This is a genomic window from Sporosarcina ureae, assembly GCF_029267015.1.
Classification (GTDB): Bacteria; Bacillota; Bacilli; order Bacillales_A; family Planococcaceae; genus Sporosarcina; species Sporosarcina ureae_D.
In genome coordinates this window covers 1-26,917 of the sequence record NZ_JARIEA010000023.1, presented here as the reverse complement: position 1 = coordinate 26,917, position 26,917 = coordinate 1, and the positions used below count along the sequence as shown (strand labels likewise).

The 26,917-nt window shown below is 41.9% G+C and carries 31 protein-coding genes and 2 riboswitches; of the genes, 2 read left to right on the top strand and 29 right to left on the bottom strand.

Annotated features, from left to right (window positions below; translation table 11 throughout):
• Positions 1-192: 192 nt before the first annotated feature.
• From Q7P97_RS03600 to Q7P97_RS03535, 14 genes are all read right to left on the bottom strand, one after another.
• The gene (locus Q7P97_RS03600; protein ID WP_369684288.1) at positions 193-963 is read right to left on the bottom strand and encodes a TIGR01457 family HAD-type hydrolase; all 771 of its coding nucleotides are present in this window, start codon (positions 961-963) and stop codon (positions 193-195) included.
• Complete coding sequence (locus Q7P97_RS03595) at positions 960-1,406, bottom strand: DUF86 domain-containing protein (protein WP_303966688.1); 447 nt, start codon at positions 1,404-1,406, stop codon at positions 960-962. Before Q7P97_RS03595 ends, Q7P97_RS03600 begins: the two co-directional genes overlap by 4 nt.
• A gap of 97 nt (positions 1,407-1,503) precedes the next feature.
• The gene (locus tag Q7P97_RS03590; RefSeq protein ID WP_303966696.1) at positions 1,504-1,857 is read right to left on the bottom strand and encodes a YutD family protein; all 354 of its coding nucleotides are present in this window, start codon (positions 1,855-1,857) and stop codon (positions 1,504-1,506) included.
• Between the two features lie 18 nt (positions 1,858-1,875).
• Positions 1,876-2,841, bottom strand: a complete 966-nt coding sequence (lipA, locus tag Q7P97_RS03585) for a lipoyl synthase (RefSeq protein ID WP_085426800.1) — start codon at positions 2,839-2,841, stop codon at positions 1,876-1,878.
• A gap of 158 nt (positions 2,842-2,999) precedes the next feature.
• Positions 3,000-3,137 carry a MetS family NSS transporter small subunit gene (locus Q7P97_RS03580; protein WP_232319588.1) on the bottom strand — a complete coding sequence of 46 codons (138 nt, stop codon included), beginning with the start codon at positions 3,135-3,137 and terminating at the stop codon, positions 3,000-3,002.
• A complete protein-coding gene (locus tag Q7P97_RS03575) occupies positions 3,138-4,658 on the bottom strand; it encodes a sodium-dependent transporter (protein ID WP_099693578.1) in 1,521 nt (506 codons plus the stop codon).
• Between the two features lie 164 nt (positions 4,659-4,822).
• Complete coding sequence (locus Q7P97_RS03570) at positions 4,823-6,391, bottom strand: Na+/H+ antiporter NhaC family protein (RefSeq protein ID WP_303966679.1); 1,569 nt, start codon at positions 6,389-6,391, stop codon at positions 4,823-4,825.
• Positions 6,392-6,583: 192 nt separating this feature from the next.
• Positions 6,584-6,759: riboswitch (Lysine riboswitch) on the bottom strand.
• Positions 6,760-6,814: 55 nt separating this feature from the next.
• Positions 6,815-7,582: a sporulation protein YunB gene (yunB, locus tag Q7P97_RS03565; protein WP_303966676.1), complete on the bottom strand. Its 768-nt coding sequence runs from the start codon at positions 7,580-7,582 to the stop codon at positions 6,815-6,817.
• 47 nt (positions 7,583-7,629) lie between these two features.
• A complete protein-coding gene (locus tag Q7P97_RS03560) occupies positions 7,630-9,009 on the bottom strand; it encodes a bifunctional metallophosphatase/5'-nucleotidase (RefSeq protein ID WP_303966674.1) in 1,380 nt (459 codons plus the stop codon).
• A 5-nt stretch (positions 9,010-9,014) separates the two neighbouring features.
• Complete coding sequence (locus Q7P97_RS03555) at positions 9,015-9,839, bottom strand: sulfite exporter TauE/SafE family protein (RefSeq protein WP_303966671.1); 825 nt, start codon at positions 9,837-9,839, stop codon at positions 9,015-9,017.
• The gene (locus Q7P97_RS03550; RefSeq protein ID WP_303966669.1) at positions 9,839-10,699 is read right to left on the bottom strand and encodes a DUF72 domain-containing protein; all 861 of its coding nucleotides are present in this window, start codon (positions 10,697-10,699) and stop codon (positions 9,839-9,841) included. Before Q7P97_RS03550 ends, Q7P97_RS03555 begins: the two co-directional genes overlap by 1 nt.
• A 173-nt stretch (positions 10,700-10,872) precedes the next feature.
• A complete protein-coding gene (locus Q7P97_RS03545; RefSeq protein WP_303966666.1) occupies positions 10,873-11,226 on the bottom strand; it encodes a rhodanese-like domain-containing protein in 354 nt (117 codons plus the stop codon).
• A 15-nt stretch (positions 11,227-11,241) separates the two neighbouring features.
• On the bottom strand, positions 11,242-11,394 hold the full coding sequence (locus Q7P97_RS03540; protein ID WP_303966663.1) for a hypothetical protein: 153 nt from the start codon (positions 11,392-11,394) through the stop codon (positions 11,242-11,244).
• The gene (locus Q7P97_RS03535) at positions 11,391-11,627 is read right to left on the bottom strand and encodes a glutaredoxin family protein (RefSeq protein WP_303966660.1); all 237 of its coding nucleotides are present in this window, start codon (positions 11,625-11,627) and stop codon (positions 11,391-11,393) included. Before Q7P97_RS03535 ends, Q7P97_RS03540 begins: the two co-directional genes overlap by 4 nt.
• Positions 11,628-11,781: 154 nt before the next feature.
• Here Q7P97_RS03535 and Q7P97_RS03530 point away from each other — a divergent pair, with 154 nt between their 5' ends.
• Entirely contained in the window at positions 11,782-12,234 is a 453-nt protein-coding gene (locus Q7P97_RS03530; protein ID WP_303966657.1) for a hypothetical protein, read from the top strand.
• Positions 12,235-12,313: 79 nt separating this feature from the next.
• On the opposite strand, the gene Q7P97_RS03525 is transcribed toward Q7P97_RS03530, so the two are convergent.
• Both Q7P97_RS03525 and Q7P97_RS03520 read right to left on the bottom strand, forming a co-directional pair.
• Positions 12,314-13,294, bottom strand: coding sequence for an NAD(P)H-dependent flavin oxidoreductase (locus Q7P97_RS03525; RefSeq protein WP_303966654.1), 981 nt, complete (start codon positions 13,292-13,294; stop codon positions 12,314-12,316).
• Positions 13,295-13,462: 168 nt separating this feature from the next.
• Complete coding sequence (locus tag Q7P97_RS03520; RefSeq protein ID WP_303966652.1) at positions 13,463-13,936, bottom strand: MarR family winged helix-turn-helix transcriptional regulator; 474 nt, start codon at positions 13,934-13,936, stop codon at positions 13,463-13,465.
• A 187-nt stretch (positions 13,937-14,123) separates the two neighbouring features.
• Between Q7P97_RS03520 and Q7P97_RS03515 the strand changes: the two genes are divergently transcribed.
• A complete protein-coding gene (locus tag Q7P97_RS03515; protein ID WP_303966649.1) occupies positions 14,124-14,534 on the top strand; it encodes a PaaI family thioesterase in 411 nt (136 codons plus the stop codon).
• Between the two features lie 68 nt (positions 14,535-14,602).
• Here the strand turns inward: Q7P97_RS03515 and sufB are convergent, their stop codons facing one another.
• The 13 genes from sufB to Q7P97_RS03450 all read right to left on the bottom strand — a co-directional run bounded on the left by sufB (position 14,603) and on the right by Q7P97_RS03450 (position 26,429).
• Positions 14,603-16,000 carry a Fe-S cluster assembly protein SufB gene (gene sufB, locus Q7P97_RS03510; RefSeq protein WP_303966646.1) on the bottom strand — a complete coding sequence of 466 codons (1,398 nt, stop codon included), beginning with the start codon at positions 15,998-16,000 and terminating at the stop codon, positions 14,603-14,605.
• A 42-nt stretch (positions 16,001-16,042) separates the two neighbouring features.
• Positions 16,043-16,480: a Fe-S cluster assembly sulfur transfer protein SufU gene (sufU, locus tag Q7P97_RS03505; protein WP_099678650.1), complete on the bottom strand. Its 438-nt coding sequence runs from the start codon at positions 16,478-16,480 to the stop codon at positions 16,043-16,045.
• Positions 16,470-17,699, bottom strand: a complete 1,230-nt coding sequence (locus tag Q7P97_RS03500) for a cysteine desulfurase (protein ID WP_303966640.1) — start codon at positions 17,697-17,699, stop codon at positions 16,470-16,472. Before Q7P97_RS03500 ends, sufU begins: the two co-directional genes overlap by 11 nt.
• On the bottom strand, positions 17,699-19,006 hold the full coding sequence (gene sufD, locus Q7P97_RS03495; protein WP_085426814.1) for a Fe-S cluster assembly protein SufD: 1,308 nt from the start codon (positions 19,004-19,006) through the stop codon (positions 17,699-17,701). Before sufD ends, Q7P97_RS03500 begins: the two co-directional genes overlap by 1 nt.
• Positions 19,007-19,024: 18 nt before the next feature.
• Positions 19,025-19,804 (bottom strand): Fe-S cluster assembly ATPase SufC, encoded by a 780-nt coding sequence (gene sufC / locus Q7P97_RS03490; protein ID WP_099678647.1) that lies wholly within the window; start codon positions 19,802-19,804, stop codon positions 19,025-19,027.
• Positions 19,805-20,568: 764 nt separating this feature from the next.
• Complete coding sequence (locus Q7P97_RS03485) at positions 20,569-21,750, bottom strand: dicarboxylate/amino acid:cation symporter (RefSeq protein ID WP_303966636.1); 1,182 nt, start codon at positions 21,748-21,750, stop codon at positions 20,569-20,571.
• A 308-nt stretch (positions 21,751-22,058) separates the two neighbouring features.
• The gene (locus Q7P97_RS03480; RefSeq protein ID WP_303966634.1) at positions 22,059-22,913 is read right to left on the bottom strand and encodes a MetQ/NlpA family ABC transporter substrate-binding protein; all 855 of its coding nucleotides are present in this window, start codon (positions 22,911-22,913) and stop codon (positions 22,059-22,061) included.
• A 65-nt stretch (positions 22,914-22,978) separates the two neighbouring features.
• Positions 22,979-23,647, bottom strand: a complete 669-nt coding sequence (locus tag Q7P97_RS03475; protein ID WP_085426818.1) for a methionine ABC transporter permease — start codon at positions 23,645-23,647, stop codon at positions 22,979-22,981.
• Positions 23,640-24,665, bottom strand: a complete 1,026-nt coding sequence (locus Q7P97_RS03470) for a methionine ABC transporter ATP-binding protein (protein WP_303966629.1) — start codon at positions 24,663-24,665, stop codon at positions 23,640-23,642. The genes Q7P97_RS03475 and Q7P97_RS03470 overlap by 8 nt, the downstream gene beginning before the upstream one ends.
• 84 nt (positions 24,666-24,749) lie before the next feature.
• Positions 24,750-24,855, bottom strand: a riboswitch (SAM riboswitch).
• Positions 24,856-24,904: 49 nt separating this feature from the next.
• Positions 24,905-25,204: a thioredoxin family protein gene (locus Q7P97_RS03465; protein ID WP_303966626.1), complete on the bottom strand. Its 300-nt coding sequence runs from the start codon at positions 25,202-25,204 to the stop codon at positions 24,905-24,907.
• Positions 25,197-25,550, bottom strand: coding sequence for a toprim domain-containing protein (locus Q7P97_RS03460; protein WP_303966623.1), 354 nt, complete (start codon positions 25,548-25,550; stop codon positions 25,197-25,199). Before Q7P97_RS03460 ends, Q7P97_RS03465 begins: the two co-directional genes overlap by 8 nt.
• 62 nt (positions 25,551-25,612) lie before the next feature.
• On the bottom strand, positions 25,613-25,993 hold the full coding sequence (gcvH, locus tag Q7P97_RS03455; protein ID WP_085426821.1) for a glycine cleavage system protein GcvH: 381 nt from the start codon (positions 25,991-25,993) through the stop codon (positions 25,613-25,615).
• A 76-nt stretch (positions 25,994-26,069) separates the two neighbouring features.
• On the bottom strand, positions 26,070-26,429 hold the full coding sequence (locus tag Q7P97_RS03450) for an arsenate reductase family protein (RefSeq protein WP_085426822.1): 360 nt from the start codon (positions 26,427-26,429) through the stop codon (positions 26,070-26,072).
• Positions 26,430-26,917: the final 488 nt, after the last annotated feature.

Here is a 26,917-nt window from a genome sequence, read left to right as displayed (position 1 = left end):
ACAAAAAGTAACAACCACTTGCACTGCAAGGGATTGGAGCGAAAGCCGTAGCGAAGTACGGCTTTTGCGAACATAAGCGAAGCGTTGAGAGCACATCTTTGTACTCGAAACCCCAACACCTTACCAGCTACTCATTTGCGCATTAAAAAAGTTACCCAGGGAGCCTATGTACCAAGACTCCCGGGTAACTTTTTAGTTAATTGGCCAATCTGCAAGTGAGTTCAGTAGATAAGTGGGTTGCTGTGCTTTTTCTAGCACTTCTTCCATTGGTGTGACCCCTGTCGCGACGTACGCCGTATCGATCCCATAGCGGATGCCCGCCATGATGTCTGTATCGTAGTTATCGCCTATGAGAATCATATCTTCTTTCTTGTACATTCCCTGCTGCTGGATGAACTCCAGCATATGTGGCTCGGGTTTTCCTACGATGAGTGGCTTCGTTTCAGTTGCTGCTTCCATCATTTTCAAGAACGAGCCGTTACCTGGTACGAGTCCCTTTTCGGTCGGGAATTTGACGTCTTGATTGGTACCTAAGAAATGTGCACCGTTACGTATCGCCAGACAGGCATCCGCGAGTTTGCCATATGTAATCTGGCGGTCAAGTCCCATTAAGACGACATCAGGATTCGTCGTTGTAATGTTGATGTGCTCGATTTCTAGCGCTTCTCGCAATCCTGCTTCACCAATCATCATTACGTTAGCGCCTGTATAATGTAGTGCACAGTAACGTGCCAGTGCAGTCGCTGAATTCATGATGTAATCGACTTCTGTCTGCACACCAAAACTCGCTAGTTTCTCCTGTTGAGCAGTGCGTGTAAGAGCCGCGTTATTCGTAATAAAGTATGTGTCATTACCTTGTGCTTGGCACGTTGCAACGAAATCTACAGCTTCCTGTATCGGTTCAGTCCCTCTATACATCGTGCCATCCAAATCGAAGCAATAAGCTTTATATTGTCTCATCATTCAGTTGGTAGAAACGCCGAGACTGGGCCTAATTCATTCGTTAAGTAGTCACGGACTTGTCCTGGGAATTGTTTTAGTTCTTTGGATGTATCGTGAATGGATGTCTCTACTTTACTTGAGTCGACCTCTACGAATTGACGCACAATCATTGGACGTAAAGAGATGAAAGCTTTCAGAGGCACAGCTTGCTCAGATTGAATGACTTTTTCATCTTCAAGAATATCAATGATATCGTCGTAACTACCTGGATCACGCATGATGAATCCGTCGATCATAGAATTTCCTACATCAATAATTCCTTCAATTAAGCCATGTGCAATCCGCTCTAAAGCTAGCTTATTTACTTCGCTTTGCTGCCAGTCCGTTTCCTTTTCAAACGTATTGATCAACTGCTCCATATACACTAATGTTTTATTGATTTCATTTTGATCTACAAAATACATACTGTTCTTCCTCCTCGTATACTTCATGTTTCTATCTTACCATATTTTCAGCCAAACGAATAAAAGCTCCGAGCAAATTTGCTCGAAGCCTTCATTTTTATTGTTCTTCTTTAGGAGCAGATACGGCTTCAGGTTTTACTTCTTCCACTACTTCTGCTTCTATCGTTTCAGGTTTCACTTTTCCAATCTTCTTCAAGATGAAATACGCGCAGCCAAAGTTGCAGTATTCATAGATATAATCTTGGACAGTACTAATTTTTGTTTCATAAGTGGATTTGGAATTACGGTCTTCAAAAAAGCCTTTTAATCGTAATTGTCCATATCCCCAGTCGCCCAAAATAAAGTCATACTTTAACAGCACTTCGCTAAAACGTTCATTCAAGGCCTCTTCATCGAAACCTTCGCGAAACTCTTCTACGATTTCATACTGCATATTCTCTAAAATAACCATACTCTGCTTCACTTCCATTTAACTGCTCGCTTGTCCTTCAAGTTTCAGCAGCTCGTCACCTTGGCGCTGTTTCTCTTTAGCCGAAGCATTTACTTGCTCGTCTGCGTGGTAGCTTGAACGTACAAGCGGCCCCGCCTCACAATGAGAGAATCCTTTAGTCATTGCGATTTTACGCAATTCACCAAACTCATCGGGCGAATAATACTTTACCACTTTTGCGTGTTTTTTTGTTGGTTGTAAGTACTGACCAATTGTCATGATATCTACGTCATGCGCACGAAGATCATCCATTGTCTCAATGATCTCTTCCACAGTCTCTCCAAGTCCAACCATCAATGAAGACTTCGTCGGAATCTCAGGATACATTTCTTTTGCACGTTGAAGTAGTTCAAGTGAACGATCATACGTTGCACGCGCACGAATTCTTGGAGTCAAGCGACGCACAGTTTCAATATTATGGTTTAATATATCTGGTTTTGCATCCATCAAACGTTGCAAGTTTTCTTTATCTCCACCCATATCTGAAGGCAATACTTCAATAGATGTAAATGGATTTTTTCTACGAATTGCACGAATCGTTTCCGCAAAAATAGCAGAGCCTCCATCTTTGAGGTCATCGCGTGCAACAGCCGTGACTACAGCGTGTTTCAAATTCATCAATTCAACTGATTCCGCTACACGTTCTGGTTCAGCAGTGTCCAGTTCATTTGGTAGACCTGTTTTAACTGCACAAAAACGGCATGCGCGTGTACATACAGCACCGAGGATCATGAAAGTAGCTGTACGTCGCTCTCCCCAGCACTCGTGAATGTTTGGACAACGTGCTTCTTCACACACAGTATTCAAGTTTTTCTCGCGCATTAACTTCTTTAAACCTGTATAGTTCTCATTGGTGTTTAGCTTAATCTTCAGCCAATCCGGCTTTCTAACATGCTCAGATTTTCTTCCTGTCTCAGGTTTGCATGACAACGCTACCGACTCCATTCTGTTGATAGATTCTACTCATGTCAATGTAACATAAATTCAGATAAGCTTCAATTATAGATGACACAGATTATACACGACAATAAATGTAAAATCAGTGACGCTTTACTATTAAAAAAACACCTACAACCAACTAATTGGCTGTAGATGTAGATCGTTTATTGTTCAACTTTGAACTTCTTTTTGAACTTACTGAGGATTGTAGCATAAAAGATGCTGATAAATAGACCGCCCCAGATGATCGTCACTCCGACTAGCATCATAAGGATTGCAGAACCGCTCATTCCTGTATCCATTTATAGCCCCCCTTTGTCTTCATCGTAATCTGATGTAATTCTTGTGTTGTTTCTCCATTTTAATGATGTGAATACAATCGACATCACAAATGCGCCTATCGCTACTGGCCATCCAATCGTCCATAAGAACGACGTTGGATACCCTTCATAGTTTTCAGCAATATTGTCTTTGATTAGGAAGAATAACATTGTGCCTAATACGATAGGAGTGATGAATGAAAGTGAAACCTTCCACCACCAGCCAAGTCGAATATCCGATACTGCATTGGCATGCTGTTCGAACACGCCGAGTTTGCGGAATACCCATGCTAGTAAGAAAACTTCAACTAAACCGATGACTGCAATACCGAATTGGTTAATGAAGTAATCTGCTACGTCTAGGAAGTACAAACCGCCATTTGTAGCGTATAGCAAAGAAATCACTGCTGAGAGTCCGACACCAATAGTTACTGAACGACGTCTTGAAATATTGAATTTGTCTGACATACCTGCGATATATGTTTCAGTAATTGAGATTAGTGAAGTAATACCCGCAAGTGTCAGTGACAGGAAGAAGAATGCGCCGAACAGGCCGTTTAATCCTGGCATTTGATTGATAATTTCAGGGAACACGACAAAGGCTAAACCTACACCAGCTGTCGCAACGTCTGCTACGTCTACCCCTTGATTCGTTGCCATGAATCCTAGTACTGCGAATACCCCGATACCTGCTAATAGCTCAACAGAAGAGTTCGCGAAACCTGTAATGAATGCGTTATTCGTAATATCCGATTTCTTCGGCAAATAGCTGGAATACGTAATCATAATCGCAAAGGCAATCGATAAACTGAAGAAGATATGTCCATATGCTGCAACCCATACACGCGGATTCAATAATTTGTCGACATCCGGTTTAAAGAATGCATCAAGTCCTACCATGGCTCCGTCAAGTGTGATGGCACGGATGACGACGAATAAGAATAGAAGGAATAGAACAGGAATAAATATTCGGTTCGCCAACTCGATCCCTTTCTTGACGCCACCAATTAAGATGATGTAACAAATAATCCAGACGAATAGTAGTGGCAATGCTACGCCTCCTACAATCCCTCCGACATCTCCTGGGTTATCCGCTAATTTCAGAACGTCACCGAAGAAGAATGCTTCCGGTTCTTTCCCCCAAGATAAGTTAAATGAATAGATCGTGTATTTCATTGCCCATGCAATGATCACGGCATAGTAAGTGGAGATGACGAACGAAACGAAAATCCCCCACCATCCTAAGAACTCTGCTTTCTTACCATTTAAACGGAAGAATGAAAGAGGTGCGGATCCACGATACTTATGACCAATTGTAAATTCCATGATCAGAATCGGGATACCCGCTGTTAAAAGTGCAAATAAGTACGGGATAAAGAATGCGCCACCGCCATTTTCATAGGCGACATAAGGAAAGCGCCAGATATTTCCGAGTCCGACAGCCGACCCGATTGCAGCCAATATAAAACCGGCCCTTGTTCCCCATTGTGAGCGTGTTTCCATTAAACACTCTCCTCTCTTTTTGTTATTTTACAAAACTTGTTACCATTCGATATATTCTGAAAACTATCGCTCCGTATATTCAGTATAAACAGCAGAATAGTAGATGTCAAAACAAATTTGGACTAAGAATGAAGTATTCTTCACGCTTAGTCCAAACCGTAAAATTATGCTATACGCGCAGCGCGTTGTTTTCCTTTAGCGCTCCAGTATGTGAATAAAACTATCAAAATAATAATAACTGCTACAAGTCCAATCCAAACTGAACCAGTAATTCCTAGAACAATATAACCAATCGCTGAAACACTCGCAGCAACGAGTGCGTAAGGCAGTTGCGTAGAGACGTGATCCATGTGATTACAACCTGCCCCAGTGGAAGATAGGATAGTTGTATCGGAAATCGGTGAACAATGATCTCCGAATACCGCACCTGCAAGAACTGCTGCTAATGCTGGTAATAATAGTTCAGGTGCCGCATTGACCATGATCGTCCCTGCAATCGGCATCAAGATACCAAACGATCCCCATGACGTACCTGTTGAAAATGCCATTAATCCCGCTAATACGAAAATCAGTACTGGAAGGAATGCCACCGGAATATTCAATTGCTCTACCATTGTAGAAAGGAATAGTCCTGTATCAAGCGATGCAATAAGTTCCGTCAATCCCCAAGCGAAGATTAAGATTAAAATCGCAGGCATCATCGCTTTTACGCCACTTACAAATGCGCGTCCCATCCATGAAACGCTTGCCGTTTCGTTCTCTTTCATTTGTAGAATATATAACAACATAGCTAGTAATGTAGCTGTAGTACCACCAATTACCAAGGAGAACGGTACATCCGTGTTTTCGAAGATAGCCCAAATATCGAAAATACCAGCTTCTTTATAACCCGTATAAATCATCATGCCAAGCGTTACCACAATCAATGTCACGATTGGCGCGACTAAATCACGTACTTTACCGTGTGTATGCTCTGGAAATTCTTCCTTTAGCTGACCAGGTATTTCTTTATTTTGGTCAAACAGTTCGCCTTCATTCATGGCACGATCTTCATGCTTCTTCATTTCAAAGAAGTCATTATTCGTCCAAGCGAAGAAGAAGACCATAGACAATGTCGCGATGACATAAAAGTTCATCGGCGCCATCATGATGAATGCAGTTAACGGTGAATAGCTGACCGCTGCTGTCGTGCCTAAAATAAGTGCTAATTGTCCAATCAAAAACGCACCCCAACTAGATATAGGTGACACGACACAAATAGGTGCTGACGTAGAATCAATGAAATATGCTAGTTTTGCACGAGAGATCTTATGCTGATCCGTAATAGGTCTTGCAATCTGTCCAACTGCCAATGCATTGAAGTAATCGTCTACAAATATGGCAATACCGAGCGCCATGGTCAGTAGCTTTGCGCCACGTTTTGTACGAATACGCGTGACGGCCCAGCGCGCAAATGCTGCACTTCCTCCAGATAGACTAACAAATGCCGTAATGACACCTAGTAATAATAGAAATAACATAATAAATATATTATACGTATTGAGTCCGCCATCCCAAAATGAAACTGTCATGGCTCTCCATACACCTTTTAGTGTCTCGAACGGAGCAAAGTTCGCTAAAAGTAAAGCTGCTGTAACAATTCCTGCTCCTAATGATAATAATACTCTCCTTGTCGCTAACACCATCACGATGGCGATAATAGGAGGCAAAATAGAGACCCACGTTCCGATCATTGTAATTCCTCCTCTTTCTAGTTGCTAGATAATATCGAAATGCAGAAGATCTTTCGAAGAGTGGATTACTGACAATATTTTGTATTTCTGAATTTTCTCCACAAAAATAGCCCACTCCACAAGTACTAACGCACGTGTAGGAGTCGGCTGGCCAGTTGAACAAGCAATATGTTAATAGATCATAGTTCAATTGGCTATTGTAGCTCTCCATACATTTGTCGCTGTATGACAGTGTCATTCCTCTTTGAAATGACCCCAACTTGAGAAGTTGACCCTTCTCAAACTTCGGCATTGCTTCCTTTCACTCGCGGTCATAGACGTCACTCTCTCGCCAGGTACTTATAAACAATGCAGCCTCTACGTAAGTCTCGATATTCTTCTGTACTTAGTGTAGCAATAATCGACATCGTTCACAACACTCTTTTACTCGGTCTTCTCAAGTGGAACCTCGATTTGTGCTGGCATTTGCTCCCCTTTCGAATAAATTTGCGGTACCTTCCCTCTAATCAAGCCAATAGCGATAGGGATTTTCTGCTCTACGACACTCTTACTCGTCGCTAGTGGAACGATGATCTGTACATTCACTTTCAACAACAAATTTACTTCTACATAGGCATTGTTAATACCGAATTCTCGTATATCGGTTTCAACATTTGCATGTACATCACCTACAACATGGAAACGGATAGGAATTTTGGGACCCAAGTTACCGATTAAGGGAATATTGGTTGCTTGCCCAAGTGGAACAAAGAACACGATGCCTTGTTCCTTTTGCATGCGATCAGGATTGTATTCAAGATCACCAAGTGGTGGAAGCATATCCAGATCTCCACCTTCTGCTCGCTCTAGATGATCTTCTACAAGCTGATGTATTTCGGACATAACTTGACTAATGATTTCTGCATTGAACTTCGTCGTCACCGTGTCGGTTGTATCGTCAGGGACGTTTTCGATAATTTCATTGACATCATAGACACTGGTAGATCGATTATTGATTGCCTGACTGATGACGTGACTAGCTATTTTCTGGGTTTGCACTTCGGCATACTGTGTATAGATCGGCGTTAATTGCTTGTTGACGGTATAGAAAAACATCGCCACACCCACCAAAACGGTTGGAATGACAAATCGTAGTATAGTTTTGCCGTAATGGTTTCTCTTTGGTCGTTTTTGATTCGTATAAAACCGCATAAAAACGCCTCCTACATCACATTATGCGAAGTAGGAGGCATACATAACTAGCGTTCATTGAAATATTTTCTGCCGTACCAGCCGAGTACATCACGAAGCATTTCCGGCATGATGTATTCTTTCTTTGCTTCTTTTAATAATGGATAGAAAAAGCCGAACGTAAACATATCAAGCGTCGCTAGCGTGTAGTTTTCCCCTGGCTTCACTAATCGATTTCCGGCGAATAATTGCCCTTCATTATTGAGATATAAATGCTCATGAATCATGCTGCCCATTAATGTACCACGGAAACCAAGCCCCTTGATTGGAAGCTCTGTCCACTTTGGATCAAGCGATTGCTCGTAGATTGTCAGCAAGTCTGCTCCATCTAAATGAACAAGACATGGATTGATGGGGTGCGGTAATAAGGAGTGTAGATCACCTTTTGTAATCCATCCTTCATCTAGACTACCAAGGAAAATCCCTGCATTAAATAATGCACAGTCAGCATCCAAATAGTCGAGTAACGCCCGACCAAACAGTGAAGATAATGGACTGTCTCCTGTTAAACGCTGTGATAACGGTGAAGGATTATAAAATACCGGCACTTGTAAAGTTTCTTCTCCTTCAGCGAATAAATCATTCACCTGTTTTATGTCTTCTTCGGACATTTCCATCATCTGCGTCGGGAACACTTCTGCTTTCATATGAATCACTTGATTCGTCATGCGGTCCACATCCACTTGCACATGCCCGACATAATGACCGAACTTTTCAGCAGCCGCGATCAATGTGTCATCAAACCATTCACCATTTTGTAATAAATGATGTGTATGGCCGCCCAAAATAACATCAATTTCCGGACATTGTTCAGCTAGCAGACGATCTTCATGAATACCCAAATGGGAGAGGCAAACAATCACATCACATTGAGGGCGCAAGTTACGTGCTACTTCTTGCAATGCTATATGCGGTTCAGTAACACTCCAGCCTAGTTGTTCATAAAACGCGTAATACGGCGCTGTAGCTCCTATAACACCGACACGCACGCCTTCTGCAGTCTCAAACACTTTAGACGTTTTTGCCCAGTGAGGCAGCTCCCCATCTTGATATTTTAAGTTACAGAGCACAACATCGAAATTTGCATCTTCATATAATGTATTCAACGCTTCCTTAGACATGGTAATTCCTTCATTGTTGCCGATCGTTACAGCGTGGTATCCTGATTTATTTAATAATTCCACATTTCCTTTACCTTCTGTTCCTTCGGTGAATGGGTGAGATCTGTCAATATGGTCTCCGATATCAAATAAAAAATATGCCTCGCCGTTGTCTGCTGCTTGCTGCTTACGCTGCGAGAGGAAATGACGAATTTGTGGCCAGTTTTCAAAATGACTATGTACATCATTCGTATGATAAATGTGAATTGTCGCTACGGTTTCCTTCATAAGTGTCAACCCCAAATCCCTTCATAAATGGAACGCAGTCCAAAGATGAGTAAAATGATGCGTATGACTAAAACCAAAGTTTCTGATTTCATTCTGCTATTTAAGTACGCTCCGAGCATTCCGCCAAAATAAGCTCCTGGTACGACAGGAATCGTATAGAGCCACGGTACGTGACCTAGTGAAATATGTGAAATCGAGTTGACGATGGCTGATAAAAATACCATGAGCATCGATGTCGCGACCGCCACGTGTGGTGGGAACAAGAATAGCAAAATCATGGCTGGCACTATCATCGTACCCCCACCTATTCCGAATAATCCCGATGTAAACCCAATGAATAATGCTAGTAGAATCGCAAACCACATTGGATAGCCATAGATATGTGTTTTGCCCTGCGGATCAGTAAACTCCATTTGCTTGCCATTGTCAACAAACCATCGAATGGGTTTCAAATATTTTCTCGTTAATAACAGTGTAGATAAAACAATGAGCAATATACCAAAATATAAATTAAATGATTGCAAACTCAAGTTTTTATTAATCAACGCACCGATTATGATGCCCGGAATACTCGCTACAAAAAATAGAAATGCGCTTTTATAATCAATAGTTTTGACTTTCATATATGAAACTGTCGAACCGAGTCCGTTCGCGATCATCATAATGACCGACAAACCGACTACACTCTGCGGCGTAATATCGGGAATCATGCCGAGATTCAGACCGACAAACAACGTCACTGGAACTAAAATTGTTCCGCCTCCGAGGCCTGCGATGGAACCAATTACACCCGATGCCAATCCAATTAAAGCGAGTACTACAAATTCCATTACTGATCCTCCTCAAACAAATCCATTTGCTTCGTAAGCGGCTGACCATGTTCTATGTTGAGTAAACTTGCAAACTGTTTAGCGTTCTTGGCCGCATGCTGACCAGAGTTATTATTAAAAATGACAAAAACTTCATCTGCTTGCTTCTCGAGATGTTTGACGATTTCACTCATACTCTCTAATTCTTTATCGTTATAATCATAAAGATAGCGCACTTTACGCCATGCTTTACTATCCCCCATCGTATTGACCCAACCTTTATCATTACGTCCGTGGAGACGTAACAGCACTTTTGGATCCGTCGCAATCGGTACAAGTGGCACACTTCCATCTCCCACTTGCGGCTCATCGCAGACGACATGTATGACGTTTAAACTTTTTAAGAAATCAAGTGTCTTCTCCCGATATGCAGGTGAGTACCAAGTTTGATTGCGAAATTCGATGGCAATAGGCAACGGTTGTAATTGTTCGTGCACATAACGAATGCGTTCGACATTTTCCTTCTTGCAATCAAACCAAGGTGGAAACTGTACAAGCACCATCGCAAGCTTGCCCGCTTCGACAAATGATGTCATCGACAATTTAAATAGTGTGAACATCTCTTCTTCAGAATCATACGGCAGTTTTCCACGCTGATGACCTGTGATGCCCTGATACGCTTTCACAACAAACTGGAAATTAGCAGGCGTTTCCTCTGTCCACTTATCCATTACTTTCTTAGATTGTATCGCATAAAACGTTGAATCCAGCTCAACAATCGGAAAATGTTTACTATAATCTACAAGTTTTTTATTCGCAACTGTATTTTCATTATATAGGCTTGGATGGTCTCCCCACCCCGTCAGGCCAACATGTATCATGGAAAGTCCCCCTCCTGTTACCTTTAACTTAGTGTATCATATCTTATGTATTTTCGGAAAAATCGTACGTGCTGACTAGGCTTTACGCTATTCTATTTCACTTGATGTAATTGATTTCATTTCCAAGTAAAAAAGCGTCTCGAGATAAGATCCTCGAAACGCTTCTTCTATCATTAACCTTGCCACGCGCTCATTCCACCGCGTACATTCGTTACATTCACGAACCCTGCCTTTTTCAGCTGTGTTGCCGCATTTGAACTGCGCATGCCGCTTTGACAGATGACAATGACTTCTTGATCTTTCTTCAATGTTCCCATTTTATTCGGAAGTAGATTCAATGGGATATTCTTAAATTCCTTTATATGACGTCCTTTATATTCAGCTGGTGAACGTACATCGATTAATTGGACGTTTCGCTCATTCAGTCTACCTTTTAATTGTTCAGTCGAAATTGCTTGCACACCTTTTGCAGGTTTCATTCGCCAAACTACTAAGCCGACGATGAGTGCTATAATAATCCATCCCATAATTGGTGCCTCCTATTAGTGAGTCCATTCTATGATGACGAGGATCACACCCATCACCGCAAATGCTATGTTGCCAATACAAAAACGTGGAAATAACTTCTTTTCCATCTCTTCAGCCGTTTGAATTGTGCAGCTTCTGTTGAATACAATCTGTTTAAATTTATTCATGCGTCGAGTGCAGCTTGAATACTTGCTGGATCAAAGCCAATTATCCATTTACCATTCAGCTGTGTTTGTGGAACGCCCATCTGACCCGTTATCTCCATTAGACGCTCACCTTCTGCAGGATTTGTAGACACATTGATCGTCTCGTAAGGTACATGTATTTCATCTAAATAATTCGTCATCATCGTACAATAAGGACAAGTAGATGATACATATACAGTTGCTTTTTCAGACATGTAAAAACTCCTCTCTATTCGTTTATATATGTATTATATACCCCACACGGTATATAATCAATGAATTGATTTAACAATAGGATGGGCTTTGTCTTTCATATAATACATGCTATTATATAGAGAGGATCAACTACATACGAAAGGATGGAGGTAAATGAGTGACGTTCTATTGCAACAAATTTTGAGCGAAATGAAAAGCATTAAAACTGACGTCTCTGAGATTAAGTTAGATGTTAGTGCACTCAAGTCAGACGTTAGTATACTCAAGTCGGATGTTAGTACACTCAAGTCGGATGTTGGTACGCTTAAGTCAGACGTTAGTACACTCAAGTCGGATGTTGAAATACTCAAGACCAATGTCGATGTCCTTAATACAGAAATGGTAGAGGTGAAAAAGGAACAGCAACTGACAAATAAACGGTTATCTTCTATTGAAAGTAAACAGGATATTATCTACCAGCAAACTGGATCTTTATCGGAAACACAAACCAAAACCCTCTCTTTACTCGAACAACTCCAATCAGATGTTGAATTCACCTATCAAAAAACCGCGATGAATGATTTAAAAATCAACCGTATTGAAACACATTCCATTCACAAACACTAAATAGGCAAATAAAAAACAAGCGTGTCTGGATGGACATACTTGTTTTTTTATCGTCTATCGATTCACTTATACCTTTGTATTATCTGCTCGTTGTGTTCATTCGATCTCCTACCAACCGATCCTTTGCCTCAGTGTATTGCTGAGCCAATTGCGCGACATAATCTTTTGTAGGTTGTACTTTATCGATAATACCAATTCCTTGTCCACAACCCCAAATATCTTTCCAAGCTTTTTGCCCCGCATCCCCACCGAAGTTCATTTTACTTGGATCACTTTCTGGCAAGTTTTCAGGATCTAAGCCCGATGCACGGATAGATGTAGCTAAATAATTCCCGTGTATGCCTGTGAAGTAATTGCTATAGACGATATCATCCGAAGTTGCGTCTACAATTGCCTGTTTATATTCGTCAACTGCTCTCGCTTCTTCAGTAGCGATGAATGGCGATCCGATGTATGCAAAGTCTGCACCCATTGCTTCAGCTGCTAATACGCTTCCGCCAGTTGCGATGGACCCCCCAAGCACGAGTGGTCCATCAAACCATTCACGGATTTCTTGAACGAGTGCGAACGGGCTTTTCGGACCAGCATGACCACCTGCACCTGCCGCTACCGCAATTAAACCATCTGCCCCTTTTTCAATAGCTTTCTTTGCGAACATATTATTGATGACATCATGCAAAACGATACCACCGTAACTATGCGCAGCCTCATAGACATCTTCTCTCGCACCAAGAGATGTAATAATGATCGGAACTTTATACTTCACGCACAGCTCCATATCTTCTTGCAATCTTTCGTTGGATCGGTGAACGATTTGGTTGATCGCAAATGGTGCGGCTGGTTTAGTAGGATTTTTGGCATTATAGTCCGCTAACTCTTCTGTAATCTCAATCAACCACTCTTCAAATTGTGCAACTGGTCTTGCGTTTAGAGAAGGCATAGAACCAATTATTCCTGCTTTACACTGCTCAATCACTGTCTTAGGATTACTAATAATAAACATCGGGGAGGCAATCACTGGAAGGCTCATACTGTTTTTCAATTCTACTAAATTCATCATAAACACTCTCCTTTTATCGTAAGCGCTTTCAAATTGTGTTCTGTGTATTTCTGTTTCTAACGTAAAAACCGTACTCTTCTAAACTACTACATCTTCAATACATGTATATACATGTATTTTACTTGATTTTTTTGAGTTGTCAATCAATTTATGAATCAAGATTCATTTTCATGTCGATAAACTTTTGATCTCTTCTATTACTTTCTGTAATGAGGCCAACTTTTCCAGCAAATCCATATACTCTGTTTTGCCAATAGAGCCTTCAATTTGTTCCTGTACTTGCATCCAAATAGGCGTAGCGTTATTTAATTTCTCGTACCCTACATCTGTTAACGTGACTACTTTTATTCGCGAATCCTGCTCTGCTCTCTTGATCTGTACATATCCCGAATCGTTTAAAATATTTAAGTTACGCGTGACGGTCGTTTGATCCAGCAACATAATTTCGCCTAATTTACTAATTGATATGTCTGGCATTGCATAAATATTGCCTAGCATATAATATTGGGTGATTTTTAATCCAGTAGGTTTCAACAATTGGTTGTACAGTTGTGTAAGTGAACCGGATACCGTACGGAGATTAGCACTGGCGCATACATCAATAATATATTTCGCTTGCTCTTGATCCAAATCCTTTTTCATGACGTTCACCCCTTCTTTAAAATGTAGATAGCTAAATTTCTAACGAGCCTTGACAATTTATCCAACACTATATTAGGGTACATGTACGCATATTCTTTTTACAGTTGGATTTCTAGGTGTATGCGTTACACATATATGTATATACATGTAAGAGAAGTATATCATGGAAATGGGGGTTAAGAAGAGGATGAAGGAACTTAATTTATTGGACGGTTTGGACTTAGAAGATACGCTGATTGGTGCATTGGGGATTACCTTTAAAGAACTGGATCCAGACAAAGTCGTCTGTGAAATGCCGGTTGGACCAAAAACCGTTCAACCAATGGGATTACTGCATGGAGGTGCGTCCGTCGCGCTCGCTGAGACAGCTGCTAGTATTGCCGCCGCATTAAACTTGAATCCAGAGACACATTATCCAGTTGGACTAGAAATCAATGCGAATCATATACGGGGTAAAAAAGATGGCTTGGTTACTGCTACCGCCACCCCTTTCCATAGGGGCCGCACATCAATGGTTTGGGACATCCAAATTACAGATGAAGCAGGTAAATTAATCAGTGTGTCCAGATGCACAATTGCTGTTGTTGAGAAAAAATAGGTTAAGCTACTATCTTCACATAAAAAAACCCTGTTCGCACCAGTAGATGCGAACAGGGTTTAGTTGTATTATCCGATTGAACCTTCCATCTCGAACTTGATCAGACGGTTCATCTCTACCGCATATTCCATCGGTAGTTCTTTTGTAAATGGCTCGATGAAGCCCATAACGATCATTTCTGTTGCTTCCAATTCAGGAATACCACGGCTCATCAAATAGAAGAGCTGCTCCTCGGAAACTTTTGATACTTTTGCTTCGTGTTCCAATGAAATATTGTTATTCAAGATTTCATTGTATGGAATCGTATCTGAAGTAGATAGCTTATCCATGATCAACGTATCACACTCAATGTTGGCACGCGCTCCGTCCGCATTACGTCCGAAGTGGACAACTCCGCGATACGTTACTTTTCCGCCGTGTTGAGAGATAGATTTTGAAACAATAGTAGAAGACGTATTAGGTGCCAAGTGCATCATTTTCGCGCCGGCATCCTGGTGCTGTCCTTTACCTGCTAATGCGATAGATAAAGTCAAACCACGTGAGCCTTCACCTTTTAGGATGACTGCTGGGTACTTCATCGTCAATTTAGAACCAATGTTGCCATCGATCCATTCCATTGTCGCATTTTGCTCACATACCGCACGCTTCGTTACCAAGTTGTAGACGTTGTTCGCCCAGTTTTGGATTGTCGTGTAACGGCAATATGCATCTTTTTTGATAATGATTTCAACAACCGCACTGTGTAGTGAGTTTGTTGTATAAACAGGCGCTGTACAACCTTCTACGTAGTGAACGCTTGCACCTTCGTCTACGATGATCAGTGTACGCTCGAACTGTCCCATGTTTTCCGAGTTAATACGGAAATACGCTTGTAGCGGTGTTTCTACTTTTACGCCAGGCGGTACATAGATAAATGATCCACCAGACCATACAGCAGAGTTCAGCGCTGAGAATTTATTATCTGAGTTTGGAATAACTGTACCCCAATACTGCTTGAATAACTCTTCGTTTTCACGAAGTGCAGAATCCGTGTCTTTAAAGACAATTCCAAGATCTGTTAGTTCTTCTTTCATATTGTGGTAAACTACCTCAGATTCATACTGTGCAGATACACCTGCCAAGTATTTTTGTTCTGCTTCAGGAATACCTAGTTTATCAAACGTACGTTTGATTTCTTCAGGTACTTCATCCCAAGAAGTTTCTGCACCTTCAGATGGTTTTACGTAGTACGTGATTTCATCAAATTTCAATGAATTCAAGTCTCCGCCCCATTGTGGCATTGGCTTACTGTAGAAGATCTCAAGAGACTTCAGACGGTAATCCAACATCCATTGTGGTTCATTTTTCATTCCAGAAATTTCTTCTACGATTTCGCGTGTCAGTCCACGTTCTGAACGGAACACCGAAACGTCCTTATCACTGAAACCATATTTATAATCGCCGATTTCCGGCATCTGTTTTGCCATTACTATTCCTCCGTCCCATAATTGCTCGTACTATGGCCAAGGTCACTGCGACTCGCCAGAGACTCCCTTTTCCATCGCCTTCCAGCTCAATGTTGCACATTTTATGCGGGCAGGGAATTGCGCGACACCCGATAGTGCTTCTAAGTCGTCAAGATCAATCGACTCATCAATATCTTTGCCTAGCATCATATCTGAAAAAGTATGAGCTAATTGCAATGCGCGCTCTGTTGTTTCACCTTTAATCATCTGTGTCATCATGGAAGCAGATGCCATTGAAATGGAACATCCTTCGCCTTCAAACTTAACTTCCTTGACGATGTCGTCTTCTACGTTCATTGTTAAACGGATGACGTCACCACAAGTTGGGTTGTTCATGTCGATTGTGACATTACCATTCTCCAAAACGCCTTTGTTTTTCGGATGTTTATAGTGCTCCATGATTACAGAACGATAAAGTTGATCTAATTTATTAGTAGACATCGTTAAAATACTCCTTTGTTGTGCGAAGTCCTTCCACGAGGCGATCTACGTCATCAGTGGTGTTGTAAAGATAGAAGCTAGCACGTGCTGTCGAAGAAACTTGTAACCATTTCATCAACGGTTGTGCACAATGGTGACCTGCACGAACAGCTATACCATTCATATCAAGTACAGTAGCAACATCGTGAGGATGGACATCATCCAAATTGAATGTGACCAATCCTGCGCGCTTTTCTGGATCTCTTGGACCGTAAATGGTCAAACCGTCGATTTCAGACATTTTATCCATAGCATAACCAGCTAGTTCATGTTCATGCTTTTCGATAGCATCCAAACCGATTTCTTCCAGGAAGTCGATGGCTGCACCGAGTCCGATAGCTCCTGCAATAATAGGTGTGCCGCCTTCAAATTTCCAAGGCAACTCTTTCCATGTGGATTCGTATAATCCGACAAAATCAATCATTTCGCCGCCGAATTCGATAGGTTCCATATTATTGAGCAAATCCTTCTTACCGTAGAGGACACCGATACCGGTAGGTCCACACATTTTGTGTCCGGAAAATGCAAGGAAATCGCAATCTAGATTCTGTACATCTATTTTTAAATGTGGAGCTGCTTGTGCAGCATCCACACACATCACTGCACCATGTTGATGGGCAATTTTTGTGATTTCTTCAATCGGATTCATCGTACCGAGAACGTTGGAAACATACATAATCGAAACGATTTTCGTTTTATCTGTAATGGTTTCCCGTACTTTATCAAGTGATAATGTACCGTCTTCTTCTAAATCAATATATTTTAACACAGCGCCAGTTTCTTTAGCGAGCTGCTGCCACGGAATAATATTGGAATGGTGCTCCATATGTGTAATGACGATCTCGTCACCTTCCGAGACATTGGCACGGCCATAACTTTGCGCAACGGTGTTGATCGCTGTTGTTGTACCGCGCATGAAGATCACTTCTTGCGTGGATTTGGCATTAATGAATTTACGGACTTTCTCGCGAGCACCTTCATAGCCGTCTGTCGCACGATTCCCAAGTGTATGCACCCCACGGTGAACATTCGAGTTATCAAAGCGATAGTAGCGATCCAGTGCCTCAATTACTTGAACAGGCTTTTGTGATGTAGCAGCACTATCCAAGTAAACAAGTGGATGTCCATTGACTTCTTGGTTTAAAATAGGGAAATGATTGCGGATGTCTTTGCTGAGCATTAGCGCACTTTCCTTTCAATAACCTCCGTCAATTGTTTTCTAACTCCTGCGATCGGCAATTTGCTAACGACTGGAGCTAAGAAACCATGAATGATGAGGCGTTCTGCTTCTTCTTGTGTAATACCACGGCTCATTAGATAGAACATTTGTAGAGGATCTACACGTCCTACTGAAGCTGCGTGACCTGCTGTTACATCGTCTTCATCGATGAGTAAAATCGGGTTTGCGTCTCCGCGTCCTCTTTCACCCAACATCAGAATACGTGACTCTTGCACTGCGTTAGAACGAGTAGCGCCTTTTGCGATACGGCCGATTCCATTAAAGATGGCAGTAGAGTTTTCTTTCATTACACCGTGTTTCAAAATGAAAGCGTCTGTATCAAGTCCCCAGTGTACGATTTCAGATGTGAAGTTTTGTTTCTGGTTACCGCGTCCGACGACTACGGATTTCATATCACTAGATGAACCGTCACCAACTAAATGCGTGATGTTTTCAGAAATCGTATTGCTGTCGTTCATCAGTCCAAGCGCCCACTCAATGCGTGCGTGAGGTCCAGTAACGCCACGACGGTTGACATAAGTTGTCATACCTTCCGCTAATACGTCGACTGCACCGTAGACAATTTTCGCATTCGCCATAGCAAATACTTCAGATACAATGTTCGCTTGAGTTGCCGCATGCTCAATAGTAGAAAGATAGCTTTCTACATATGTTACTTGGCTGTTTTCCTCTGCGACAATTACTACGTGGTTAAATAATGAAGCTTCTTCATTATCGTGAATGAAAAGTACTTGCAGTGGATCTTCGATAACTACGTTTTTAGGTACGTAGACAAATACTCCACCGTTGATCAATGCTGCGTGAAGAGCTGTTAATTTATGCTCATCCACTTTCACACCATTAGTCATCAAGTGTTTCTGCAACAACTCACTGTGTTCGCGTGATGCCGTGAAGATATCCGTCATAATAACGCCTTGTGACTTCAGATCTTCTGACAATGAAAGGTATGCAGGTGTGTTATTGTGCTGCACGTAAATGTTTTGTTGTTGTTCGTCATCAATCAATGCTTTCGCTTCTGTTGGCATTTCTTCCAAACCTGCGAAGATTGAGCTTTCAACTGTATGTGAAGGGAATTCCGTGAAATTCCACTTTGTAATCTTAGTTTTATCTGGTCTTGGCATTTCGAGTACTTCAGCTTTAGCTAGAGCATTCGAACGAAAATCTGCCATCCAAGCAGCTTCCTCCACTTTTGCGGAATAAGAGCGGACGTCTTGTTCGGTCAATGCCAATGTTGTTTCAACCGTCATTTTGAGTCGTCCCCTTTCTTATGCTTCTTGTCCAACAGTTTCGTCTTCGATACCTAGTTCTTCTTTGATCCAATCATATCCTTCAACTTCAAGTTTCTTGGCCAATTCAGAACCACCAGTTTTAACGATTTTACCTTGCATGATGATATGCACTTTATCCGGCGTGATATAGTCTAACAAACGCTGGTAGTGAGTGATAATCAAGCAACCAAAACCTTCACCGCGCATTTGGTTGATTCCGTTAGAAACAATTTTCAATGCGTCGATATCTAGACCTGAGTCAATTTCGTCAAGTACTGCAAACTTTGGTTTCAACATCATAAGCTGGAGAATTTCGTTACGTTTTTTCTCTCCACCAGAGAATCCTTCGTTTAAATAACGAGTTGCCATATCTTCTTGCATTTCAAGAACTTCCATCTTGCTATCCATTTCACGAATAAATTTCATCAAAGAAATTTCATCGCCTTCTTCACGACGTGCGTTCACTCCAGAACGGAGGAAGTCTGCGTTCGTTACGCCAGTGATTTCACTTGGATATTGCATTGCTAGGAATAGACCTGCTCTTGCGCGCTCATCTACTTCCATTGCTAATACGTCTTCTCCATCAAGTGTAATTGATCCAGAAGTTACTTCATATTTCGGGTGACCCATGATTGCTGATGCAAGCGTAGATTTCCCCGTACCATTGGGACCCATGATTGCATGGATCTCATTTGTATTTATTGTTAAGGTAACACCCTTTAAGATTTCTTTGTCCTCGATTTGGACATGAAGATCTTTAATTTCCAAAATTGCCATTCCAATACCTCCAGTATGATCACGTTGAATGGTTTATCCATTCTCTATTTAGTATCATTCTAATCTTAACCCATATTCGAGTTGGTTGCAAATCTTTAAGAATCATTACAAATATTGAATAATATCATTGACAGCTTGTGGCTAGCTGCGTTTTTCTTGTTATTTATTTTTCAATTGACTACTAGTGAATGAGAATCAACTGTAGATTGGTACATAAGAATTAGATGAGAAAATAAAGTTGATTGAAAAATGATGAAGTTAGAACTTTTTATGCAGGTTAAGTTCAAAAGCGAGTGCTTGGGCATAGTTAGTTACTTAGTAAGTGGTTCGGGATGGAAGCTCCAGCTGGCGGACGCTTTCCCATGGGCTCGCGGGAAGAGCCGTAACGAAGAACGGCTTTTGCGAGTAAAAGCGAAGCGTTAGGAGCACATCTTTGCACTTCGCCCCCAACTTCCGCTTCCATCCTTACGTTGATAGTACAGAGACCTAAATCACTCATTGAACTAAGTATTTGAATTATTGTTATGTTTAAAATTAGTTCAAGTTCAAAATAGAATACAATTCTAGCTTTAATGCACAATAGACTAGTTTTACTTACTCACATTGTAAAGATACGCGTAGCATTGGAGTAGATTTTTGTACTCGAAATCCCTACTCCAACACTCTGCCACCTTTCCCCTATTTCCTATACTTTTGCAAGTGAAAAAGGAGCTGTCACTCTTCGTCATTTGAAATGATGGCGAAGGGACAGCTCCTTTATATCTCTATACTTTTTTAGTGAAGCGGTCGACGATCATCGCAAGTGCGCCGTCGCCTGTTACGTTTGTTGCTGTTCCGAAACTATCTTGTGCTAGATATAAGGCGATCATCAAAGCTACCATACTCTCATTGAAGCCTAGCATGCTTGTAAGAAGTCCAGTTGCCGCAACTACTGCGCCGCCTGGTACACCAGGTGCCGCGATCATTGCCACACCGAGCATGAAGATAAATTGTAAATACGAACCAAAACTAATGTCGATTCCATTCATCATCATAACCCCAATTGAACAAGAGACGATTGTAATCGTACTACCCGACAAGTGGATCGTTGCGAATAACGGAACCGCGAAGTTCGTTACGCGTTCTGAAGCACCCGTCTTTTTCGCCTGACGAAGCGTGACCGGAATCGTGGCCGCAGATGACTGCGTTCCGATAGCTGTCAAATACGCAGGCAGCATCGTTTTCATTAACACAAATGGATTACGCTTGTTCAATGTACCCGCCACTGTGTATTGCAATGTCAGCATGATCAAGTGAAGAATAATAATCATAATGAAAACAAATACGAAGACAGAAAGCACATTCGCTACTTCCCCTGTATACGTCATATTCAAGAAAATCCCGAATATATGGAATGGTAATAGTGGAATAATCACAACAGAAATAACTTTATCAATAATTAAGTTAAATTCTTCAAAAAATGACAGCATCGTCTTACCTTTGATCGCAGCCATACCAATTCCAAGTAAGAATGCCATCAGTAACGCTGTCATAATACCCATCATTGGATCCATTTCCATTTTGAAAAATGCTTCACCTGCTTCACGTGCACCTTCAGCAATTTCTGTATTAGTGGATTGATGAATAAAGTTCGGCAAGATCGTTGTTGCCGCAACATATGCAAGTAATCCTGCAATAACCGTAGAACCGTAAGCAAACGCAGCAGACATTCCTAGTAGTTTGCCTGAACCTGCCCCGAGCTTTGCAATACTTGGTGCAATAAACGCGATAATGATCAGTGGAACCACAAAGTTCAAGAATCCACCGAATAACATATTAAATGTGGCTGCTAAACGAACGAACCAATGCGCAAATCCTTCATGGACCGCCGGCAATAACAAGCCCAGTCCAATTGCCAGGGCAATGGCAATCAAAATTCGCCATATAAGCCCTAATTTAAACTTCACAATACGTCCTCCTCAAATACACATATGTATTACTCCAACAAAATTAACTTTACCACATGTCGAAAGAATAAAGAAGATTTTGTTTGGGGTTAATGTAAATTTATTAGAGGTCGTGGGTTGTCTATGAGCGGTTATGGGGGGTCTATGAGCGAATAGGGATGCGAATAGAGCGAATAACATGCCCGATAGAGCACTCAAACGACTGAATAGAGCGCTTAGCGGGCACTATAGAGCGCTCACGCAAATGATTGAGCATAACTAGCCTAATCAAAAACCGGTAGCTGCAATAGCTACCGGTTTGTCTTTGTTTATTGTACTGGAACGACTGATCCAGACCATTCGTCTAAGATGAAGTTTTGGATTTGTTCTGAAGTCAATACTTCGACCAAAGCTTTGATTGCATCACTGTCTTCGTCACCGCTATTCACAGCAATTACGTTAACATAAGGAGACTCTTTATCTTCTAGCGCAATAGAATCTTCCATTGGATTTAAACCAGCGTCGATTGCGTAGTTCGAGTTGATCAACAATGCATCGCCTTCATCATTCGAATACAACTGAGGCATTAATGCCGCTTCGTAGTTTGCATCAAACTTTAGATCTTTCGGATTCTCTACGATATCTCCTACTTCTGCTTTCACTTTTTCTACGTCGTCAGCCAACTTAATCAAGCCTTTTTCCTCGAGCATAGCTAGCACACGTCCGTGATCTGCAACCGAGTTACTGATCAAGATTGTAGCACCTTCAGGAAGTTCTTCAAGTGAATCATATTTCTTAGAGTACACACCGATTGGCTCGATGTGGATTGCGCCAGCATTGACGAAATCATAACCGAAATCAGCAATCTGACTTTCTAGGTATGGAATGTGTTGGAAATAGTTCGCATCCAATTCACCTTCATCCAAGTCTTTATTAGGAAGTACATAATCTGTGTAGCTTTCAATTACTAAATCATAGCCTTTTTCAGCTAGTAATGGCTTTGCTTCTTCCAAAATGACTGCGTGTGGCGTGTTGGACGCTCCTACTGTCAATGTTGTTTTCTCGCCTTTTTCAGCCTCGTCCACATCTGGTGCTGCCCCGTTCTTGCTATCGTCTTTCGTTCCGCATGCTGCCAGTGCAAGCACTAATACTGCTGCGAATAAACCGAATAAAAACTTCTTCATCTCCACATTTCTCCCTCTCCATTAATGGAATGTTTTATGGTTAACAGGTTTCCCTGAAAATCCTATTACCGTTTGTCCAAACGTTTTACAATGAGATCACCAATGATTTGGATGATGAATACGACAACCAACACTAAAATCGTTGCCATGATCGTAACGTCTTCCCTGCTACGCTGGAACCCTTCTAAATATGCAAGTGTACCGAGCCCTCCAGCACCAATGACCCCTGCCATCGCCGTATAGCCGACAAGTGCAATAGATGTCACCGTAATTCCAGAAACCAATGCTGGCATCGATTCGGGCAACAAGACCTTGAAAATAATAGTGGATGTTTTGGCACCCATTGAGCGAGCTGCTTCGATAACCCCTTTATCGATTTCCTGCAACGCGATCAATACCATGCGTCCGTAAAATGGAGCCGCCCCGATGATTAACGCAGGCAATGCCGCATTCGGTCCACGCATGCTGTCAAACAATAACTTTGTAAATGGGATGAGTAAAATAATTAAAATGATGAATGGAATTGATCGGAATATATTCACGAACGCGCCAGTAATAACGTTAATCATTTTATTAGCCCACAATTGTCCTGGGCTAGTTAAAAACAATATAAGTCCAAGTGCGATACCAAAAACGAACGTAAAGAATGTCGAGTATGCGGACATATAGAGCGTTTCGCCTGTCGCAAGCCACATTTTGTCCCAGTCAACATTCGGGAACCATTGTTCAATCATGTAGCAGCACCTCCGTCTTTACTTCATTGGCATCTAAGAAAACGATCGCTTCATCAATGACCGCTGTATCGCCTACCAATTGAAGTACTAGTGTGCCATATGCGCCGTCACGTGTAGTCGAAATATTCCCTTGTACGATGTTGACGTCAATTGGGAACTTACGGATCAACTCAGCAAGCACCGGCTGTTCCGTACGCTCTCCAATGAAGGCTAATTTCACTAGCTTTCCTTGAGGTACTTCTTCTTGTAAATGAGCCATCGCTGCATCCGTATCACCAGTATCTGTCACTTGTGAAATGAAACGCTTCGTAATATCAGCCTGTGGAGATTGGAATACGTCCAACACTTTACCAATTTCCATCACTTTTCCGGCTTCCATTACTGCCACTCGATTACAAATTTTACGAATGACATGCATTTCATGTGTAATCAAAACAATCGTCAGTCCAAGACGTTCATTAATATCCGTTAATAAATCCAGAATGGCATTCGTTGTCTCCGGATCGAGTGCGGATGTCGCTTCATCACAAAGCAATACTTCCGGATCATTTGCAAGTGCACGTGCAATACCGACACGTTGCTTCTGACCACCTGAAAGTTGTGATGGATACGCCTTTTCGCGTCCTGTCAATCCAACTAAATCAATCAGTTCTTTGACTTTTTGCTTACGTGCCGATTTCTTCACGCCAGCGATTTCAAGAGGAAACATGATATTCTCTTCTACCGTTCTCGACCACAACAAATTGAAGTGTTGAAAGATCATGCTGATTTTCTGTCGCGCATTGCGCAATCCTGCACCTTTTAACGTTGTCATTTCCTGTTCATTAATCTTAATACTACCGGACGTCGGAGTTTCAAGACCATTCAGTAGTCTGATCAATGTACTTTTACCTGCTCCGCTGTATCCGATGACGCCGAAAATTTCTCCTTCTTCGATGTCAAATGTCACATCATCTACTGCGACAATTTCTGAACGGTTCAATTGGAACCTTTTATGAACGTTTGCTAGTTGAATCATTTTCCGCACCACCTTTAATTTAAAAAGACCTTCCTGCAGTTGAGCAGAAAGGTCCAACGTATATACATATGTACGTTACCATTCCTCTCATCTATCAAAGCATTACACTTTGAGTGAATTGGCACCATTTCACATATGTGACGGTTGCCGGGCTTCATAGGGCACTTCCCTCCACCGCTCTTTATAAGAGTTACGTATTCAATTGATTATCTACTTATACCATACTTTGAATTCTATTGTCAACTGAGCTTCTCCAGTAGATAAGGAACAGATTGAAAAGCGTAAATCTTTTCTATCGGCTTGCCTTTTCGTTGAATGAGCAAACAAGGAACGCTCTCTACTTCATATTCGATTGCCATTTCCTGTACGTAATTCAAATCCGCTTTTCCAATGGGGAGTTTCGGTCGCATCGCTTCAATGACTGTTAACATTTTCGAAGCGACTGCACAGGTACCGCACATAGGTGTAAATAAATAAAAAGCGGCTATTTGCTCCGCCGCCTTTGCCCGTTTCCAGTCTTCGATTGACCAATTATTCATGTGTTCCACCTGCCAAAAATTTAGGATGTACTTTAAAATTGGCGGCAGCTAAAATGCTGGCCAATAGCTTTGTTGGCGTCGTCTCCACTTCACGATAGAGACGATCCGTGTATAAGTGTCTAGCTTCCGGATACAGTTGTTTGAACAGCTTACGAATGGATTCACCCGACGCGTCCGCATCCAAAAATATGAAGATTTCATGTTGCTCGTACGGCTCAAGCAGTTCTTCAATGTGGTACGCACTGATGGTACCATTCGTACAAAGAATCTCTACAGGCTCTGCAAGGATCGGCACTAACCGCTTACGATCCGAACCGCCTTCTACAATGAGAACTTTCAGGTCCATGCCGCTTCCTCCTAGAGTGTAAAAAAAACGCTGAGACGTTCCAGCGCTTTCCTTTGTGATGATTATTCAGCTGTCATTTCTTCGTATTGTTCAGCTGTCATTAACGCATCCAATTCAGCTTTGTCATCGATTTCCACTACAACCATCCATGCACCTTCGTATGGAGATTCGTTAACCAATTCAGGGCTGTCTTCAAGGTTTTCGTTCACTTCTACAACTTTACCAGTTAGTGGAGCGTACAATTCAGAAACAGTTTTCACTGATTCAACACTTCCGAAAGGCTCGTCCGATTTCAATTGATCGCCAACTTGTGGAAGTTCAACGAATACGATATCCCCTAGTTCAGATTGTGCGAAATGTGTGATTCCGATACGGTATTTACCGTCTTCTTCTTTTACCCATTCGTGCTCTTCTGAATAACGTAAATCTTTTGGTGTGCTCATGTCGTTACCTCCAAAAATATAATAGTTTATCTATCTTTAGTTTGCCATAGTTCCCGCGTAAAGACAAGATTCTAGATCATTTCTTCCATGTTTCTGCGAATGTTGTTTCATTGAAACCAACGGTAACTTTTTGGTTGTCCGACACGAGTGGACGTTTGATGAGCATTCCGTCTGAAGCGAGGAGTGCGATCTTTTCGTCGTCTGTCATGGTAGGTAGTTTGTCTTTCAAATTGAGCTCGCGATATTTCATGCCGCTTGTGTTGAAGAACTTCTTCATTTCGAGCCCGGAGTTTGCGATCATGCTACGAAGGTCGTCTTCGCTTGGTGGTTGTTCGGCGATGTTGTGTTCTTCGAATGAAATCCCCTCGTTCTCGAGCCATTTCTTCGCTTTGCGGCATGTGGTACATTTCGGATAGCCGTAGTATGTGATAGTCATAGTCGTAATCCTCCTTTTTTTCAGTATAGCAAATAAAGGTGGCTGGGTACTAGCTAAGCGCAAAAAGAAGCTGGCATAGGGTTAGGGGGTAGGAATTTGCGCTTCGGAGGGGACGCGTTCTGGAGGGCGGGCGGTGAACCACACCCCTTCGCTTCGCTCGCAGGGTGTTTCACCTGTCCCGCTGATCCTCCCAGAGTCGCCCCTCCTACGCTCCAATTCCTTGCAATGTAAGTGGGTGATACTTTTTGTTGCGCATTAAAGTAAGTGTTGTAATAGATTTTGATCTTCAGTACTTATATCTAAAGAAGTTAAGACAAAACAATAATTCAAATACTACCTACAATGAGTGATCTAGGTACTTTCACTATCAACGTAGGATGGAAGCGGAAGTTGGGGGCGACTCCCGATGGATCAGCCCGATCAGGTGAGACAACCAAAAAGGAGCACAGCGACTTGGTTGGCTCACCGCGGGCCCATGGGAAAGCGTC

What these genes read in the sequence shown, in the direction of transcription:
- Q7P97_RS03600 (WP_369684288.1), bottom strand. Translation starts at nt 963, where the DNA reads ATGATGAGACAATATAAAGCTTATTGCTTCGATTTGGATGGCACGATG.
- Q7P97_RS03595 (WP_303966688.1), bottom strand. Translation starts at nt 1,406, where the DNA reads ATGTATTTTGTAGATCAAAATGAAATCAATAAAACATTAGTGTATATG.
- Q7P97_RS03590 (WP_303966696.1), bottom strand. Translation starts at nt 1,857, where the DNA reads ATGGTTATTTTAGAGAATATGCAGTATGAAATCGTAGAAGAGTTTCGC.
- lipA (WP_085426800.1), bottom strand. Translation starts at nt 2,841, where the DNA reads ATGGAGTCGGTAGCGTTGTCATGCAAACCTGAGACAGGAAGAAAATCT.
- Q7P97_RS03580 (WP_232319588.1), bottom strand. Translation starts at nt 3,137, where the DNA reads ATGGATACAGGAATGAGCGGTTCTGCAATCCTTATGATGCTAGTCGGA.
- Q7P97_RS03575 (WP_099693578.1), bottom strand. Translation starts at nt 4,658, where the DNA reads ATGGAAACACGCTCACAATGGGGAACAAGGGCCGGTTTTATATTGGCT.
- Q7P97_RS03570 (WP_303966679.1), bottom strand. Translation starts at nt 6,391, where the DNA reads ATGATCGGAACGTGGGTCTCTATTTTGCCTCCTATTATCGCCATCGTG.
- yunB (WP_303966676.1), bottom strand. Translation starts at nt 7,582, where the DNA reads ATGCGGTTTTATACGAATCAAAAACGACCAAAGAGAAACCATTACGGC.
- Q7P97_RS03560 (WP_303966674.1), bottom strand. Translation starts at nt 9,009, where the DNA reads ATGAAGGAAACCGTAGCGACAATTCACATTTATCATACGAATGATGTA.
- Q7P97_RS03555 (WP_303966671.1), bottom strand. Translation starts at nt 9,839, where the DNA reads ATGGAATTTGTAGTACTCGCTTTAATTGGATTGGCATCGGGTGTAATT.
- Q7P97_RS03550 (WP_303966669.1), bottom strand. Translation starts at nt 10,699, where the DNA reads ATGATACATGTTGGCCTGACGGGGTGGGGAGACCATCCAAGCCTATAT.
- Q7P97_RS03545 (WP_303966666.1), bottom strand. Translation starts at nt 11,226, where the DNA reads ATGGGATGGATTATTATAGCACTCATCGTCGGCTTAGTAGTTTGGCGA.
- Q7P97_RS03540 (WP_303966663.1), bottom strand. Translation starts at nt 11,394, where the DNA reads ATGAATAAATTTAAACAGATTGTATTCAACAGAAGCTGCACAATTCAA.
- Q7P97_RS03535 (WP_303966660.1), bottom strand. Translation starts at nt 11,627, where the DNA reads ATGTCTGAAAAAGCAACTGTATATGTATCATCTACTTGTCCTTATTGT.
- Q7P97_RS03530 (WP_303966657.1), top strand. Translation starts at nt 11,782, where the DNA reads ATGAGTGACGTTCTATTGCAACAAATTTTGAGCGAAATGAAAAGCATT.
- Q7P97_RS03525 (WP_303966654.1), bottom strand. Translation starts at nt 13,294, where the DNA reads ATGATGAATTTAGTAGAATTGAAAAACAGTATGAGCCTTCCAGTGATT.
- Q7P97_RS03520 (WP_303966652.1), bottom strand. Translation starts at nt 13,936, where the DNA reads ATGAAAAAGGATTTGGATCAAGAGCAAGCGAAATATATTATTGATGTA.
- Q7P97_RS03515 (WP_303966649.1), top strand. Translation starts at nt 14,124, where the DNA reads ATGAAGGAACTTAATTTATTGGACGGTTTGGACTTAGAAGATACGCTG.
- sufB (WP_303966646.1), bottom strand. Translation starts at nt 16,000, where the DNA reads ATGGCAAAACAGATGCCGGAAATCGGCGATTATAAATATGGTTTCAGT.
- sufU (WP_099678650.1), bottom strand. Translation starts at nt 16,480, where the DNA reads ATGTCTACTAATAAATTAGATCAACTTTATCGTTCTGTAATCATGGAG.
- Q7P97_RS03500 (WP_303966640.1), bottom strand. Translation starts at nt 17,699, where the DNA reads ATGCTCAGCAAAGACATCCGCAATCATTTCCCTATTTTAAACCAAGAA.
- sufD (WP_085426814.1), bottom strand. Translation starts at nt 19,006, where the DNA reads ATGACGGTTGAAACAACATTGGCATTGACCGAACAAGACGTCCGCTCT.
- sufC (WP_099678647.1), bottom strand. Translation starts at nt 19,804, where the DNA reads ATGGCAATTTTGGAAATTAAAGATCTTCATGTCCAAATCGAGGACAAA.
- Q7P97_RS03480 (WP_303966634.1), bottom strand. Translation starts at nt 22,913, where the DNA reads ATGAAGAAGTTTTTATTCGGTTTATTCGCAGCAGTATTAGTGCTTGCA.
- Q7P97_RS03475 (WP_085426818.1), bottom strand. Translation starts at nt 23,647, where the DNA reads ATGATTGAACAATGGTTCCCGAATGTTGACTGGGACAAAATGTGGCTT.
- Q7P97_RS03470 (WP_303966629.1), bottom strand. Translation starts at nt 24,665, where the DNA reads ATGATTCAACTAGCAAACGTTCATAAAAGGTTCCAATTGAACCGTTCA.
- Q7P97_RS03465 (WP_303966626.1), bottom strand. Translation starts at nt 25,204, where the DNA reads ATGAATAATTGGTCAATCGAAGACTGGAAACGGGCAAAGGCGGCGGAG.
- Q7P97_RS03460 (WP_303966623.1), bottom strand. Translation starts at nt 25,550, where the DNA reads ATGGACCTGAAAGTTCTCATTGTAGAAGGCGGTTCGGATCGTAAGCGG.
- gcvH (WP_085426821.1), bottom strand. Translation starts at nt 25,993, where the DNA reads ATGAGCACACCAAAAGATTTACGTTATTCAGAAGAGCACGAATGGGTA.
- Q7P97_RS03450 (WP_085426822.1), bottom strand. Translation starts at nt 26,429, where the DNA reads ATGACTATCACATACTACGGCTATCCGAAATGTACCACATGCCGCAAA.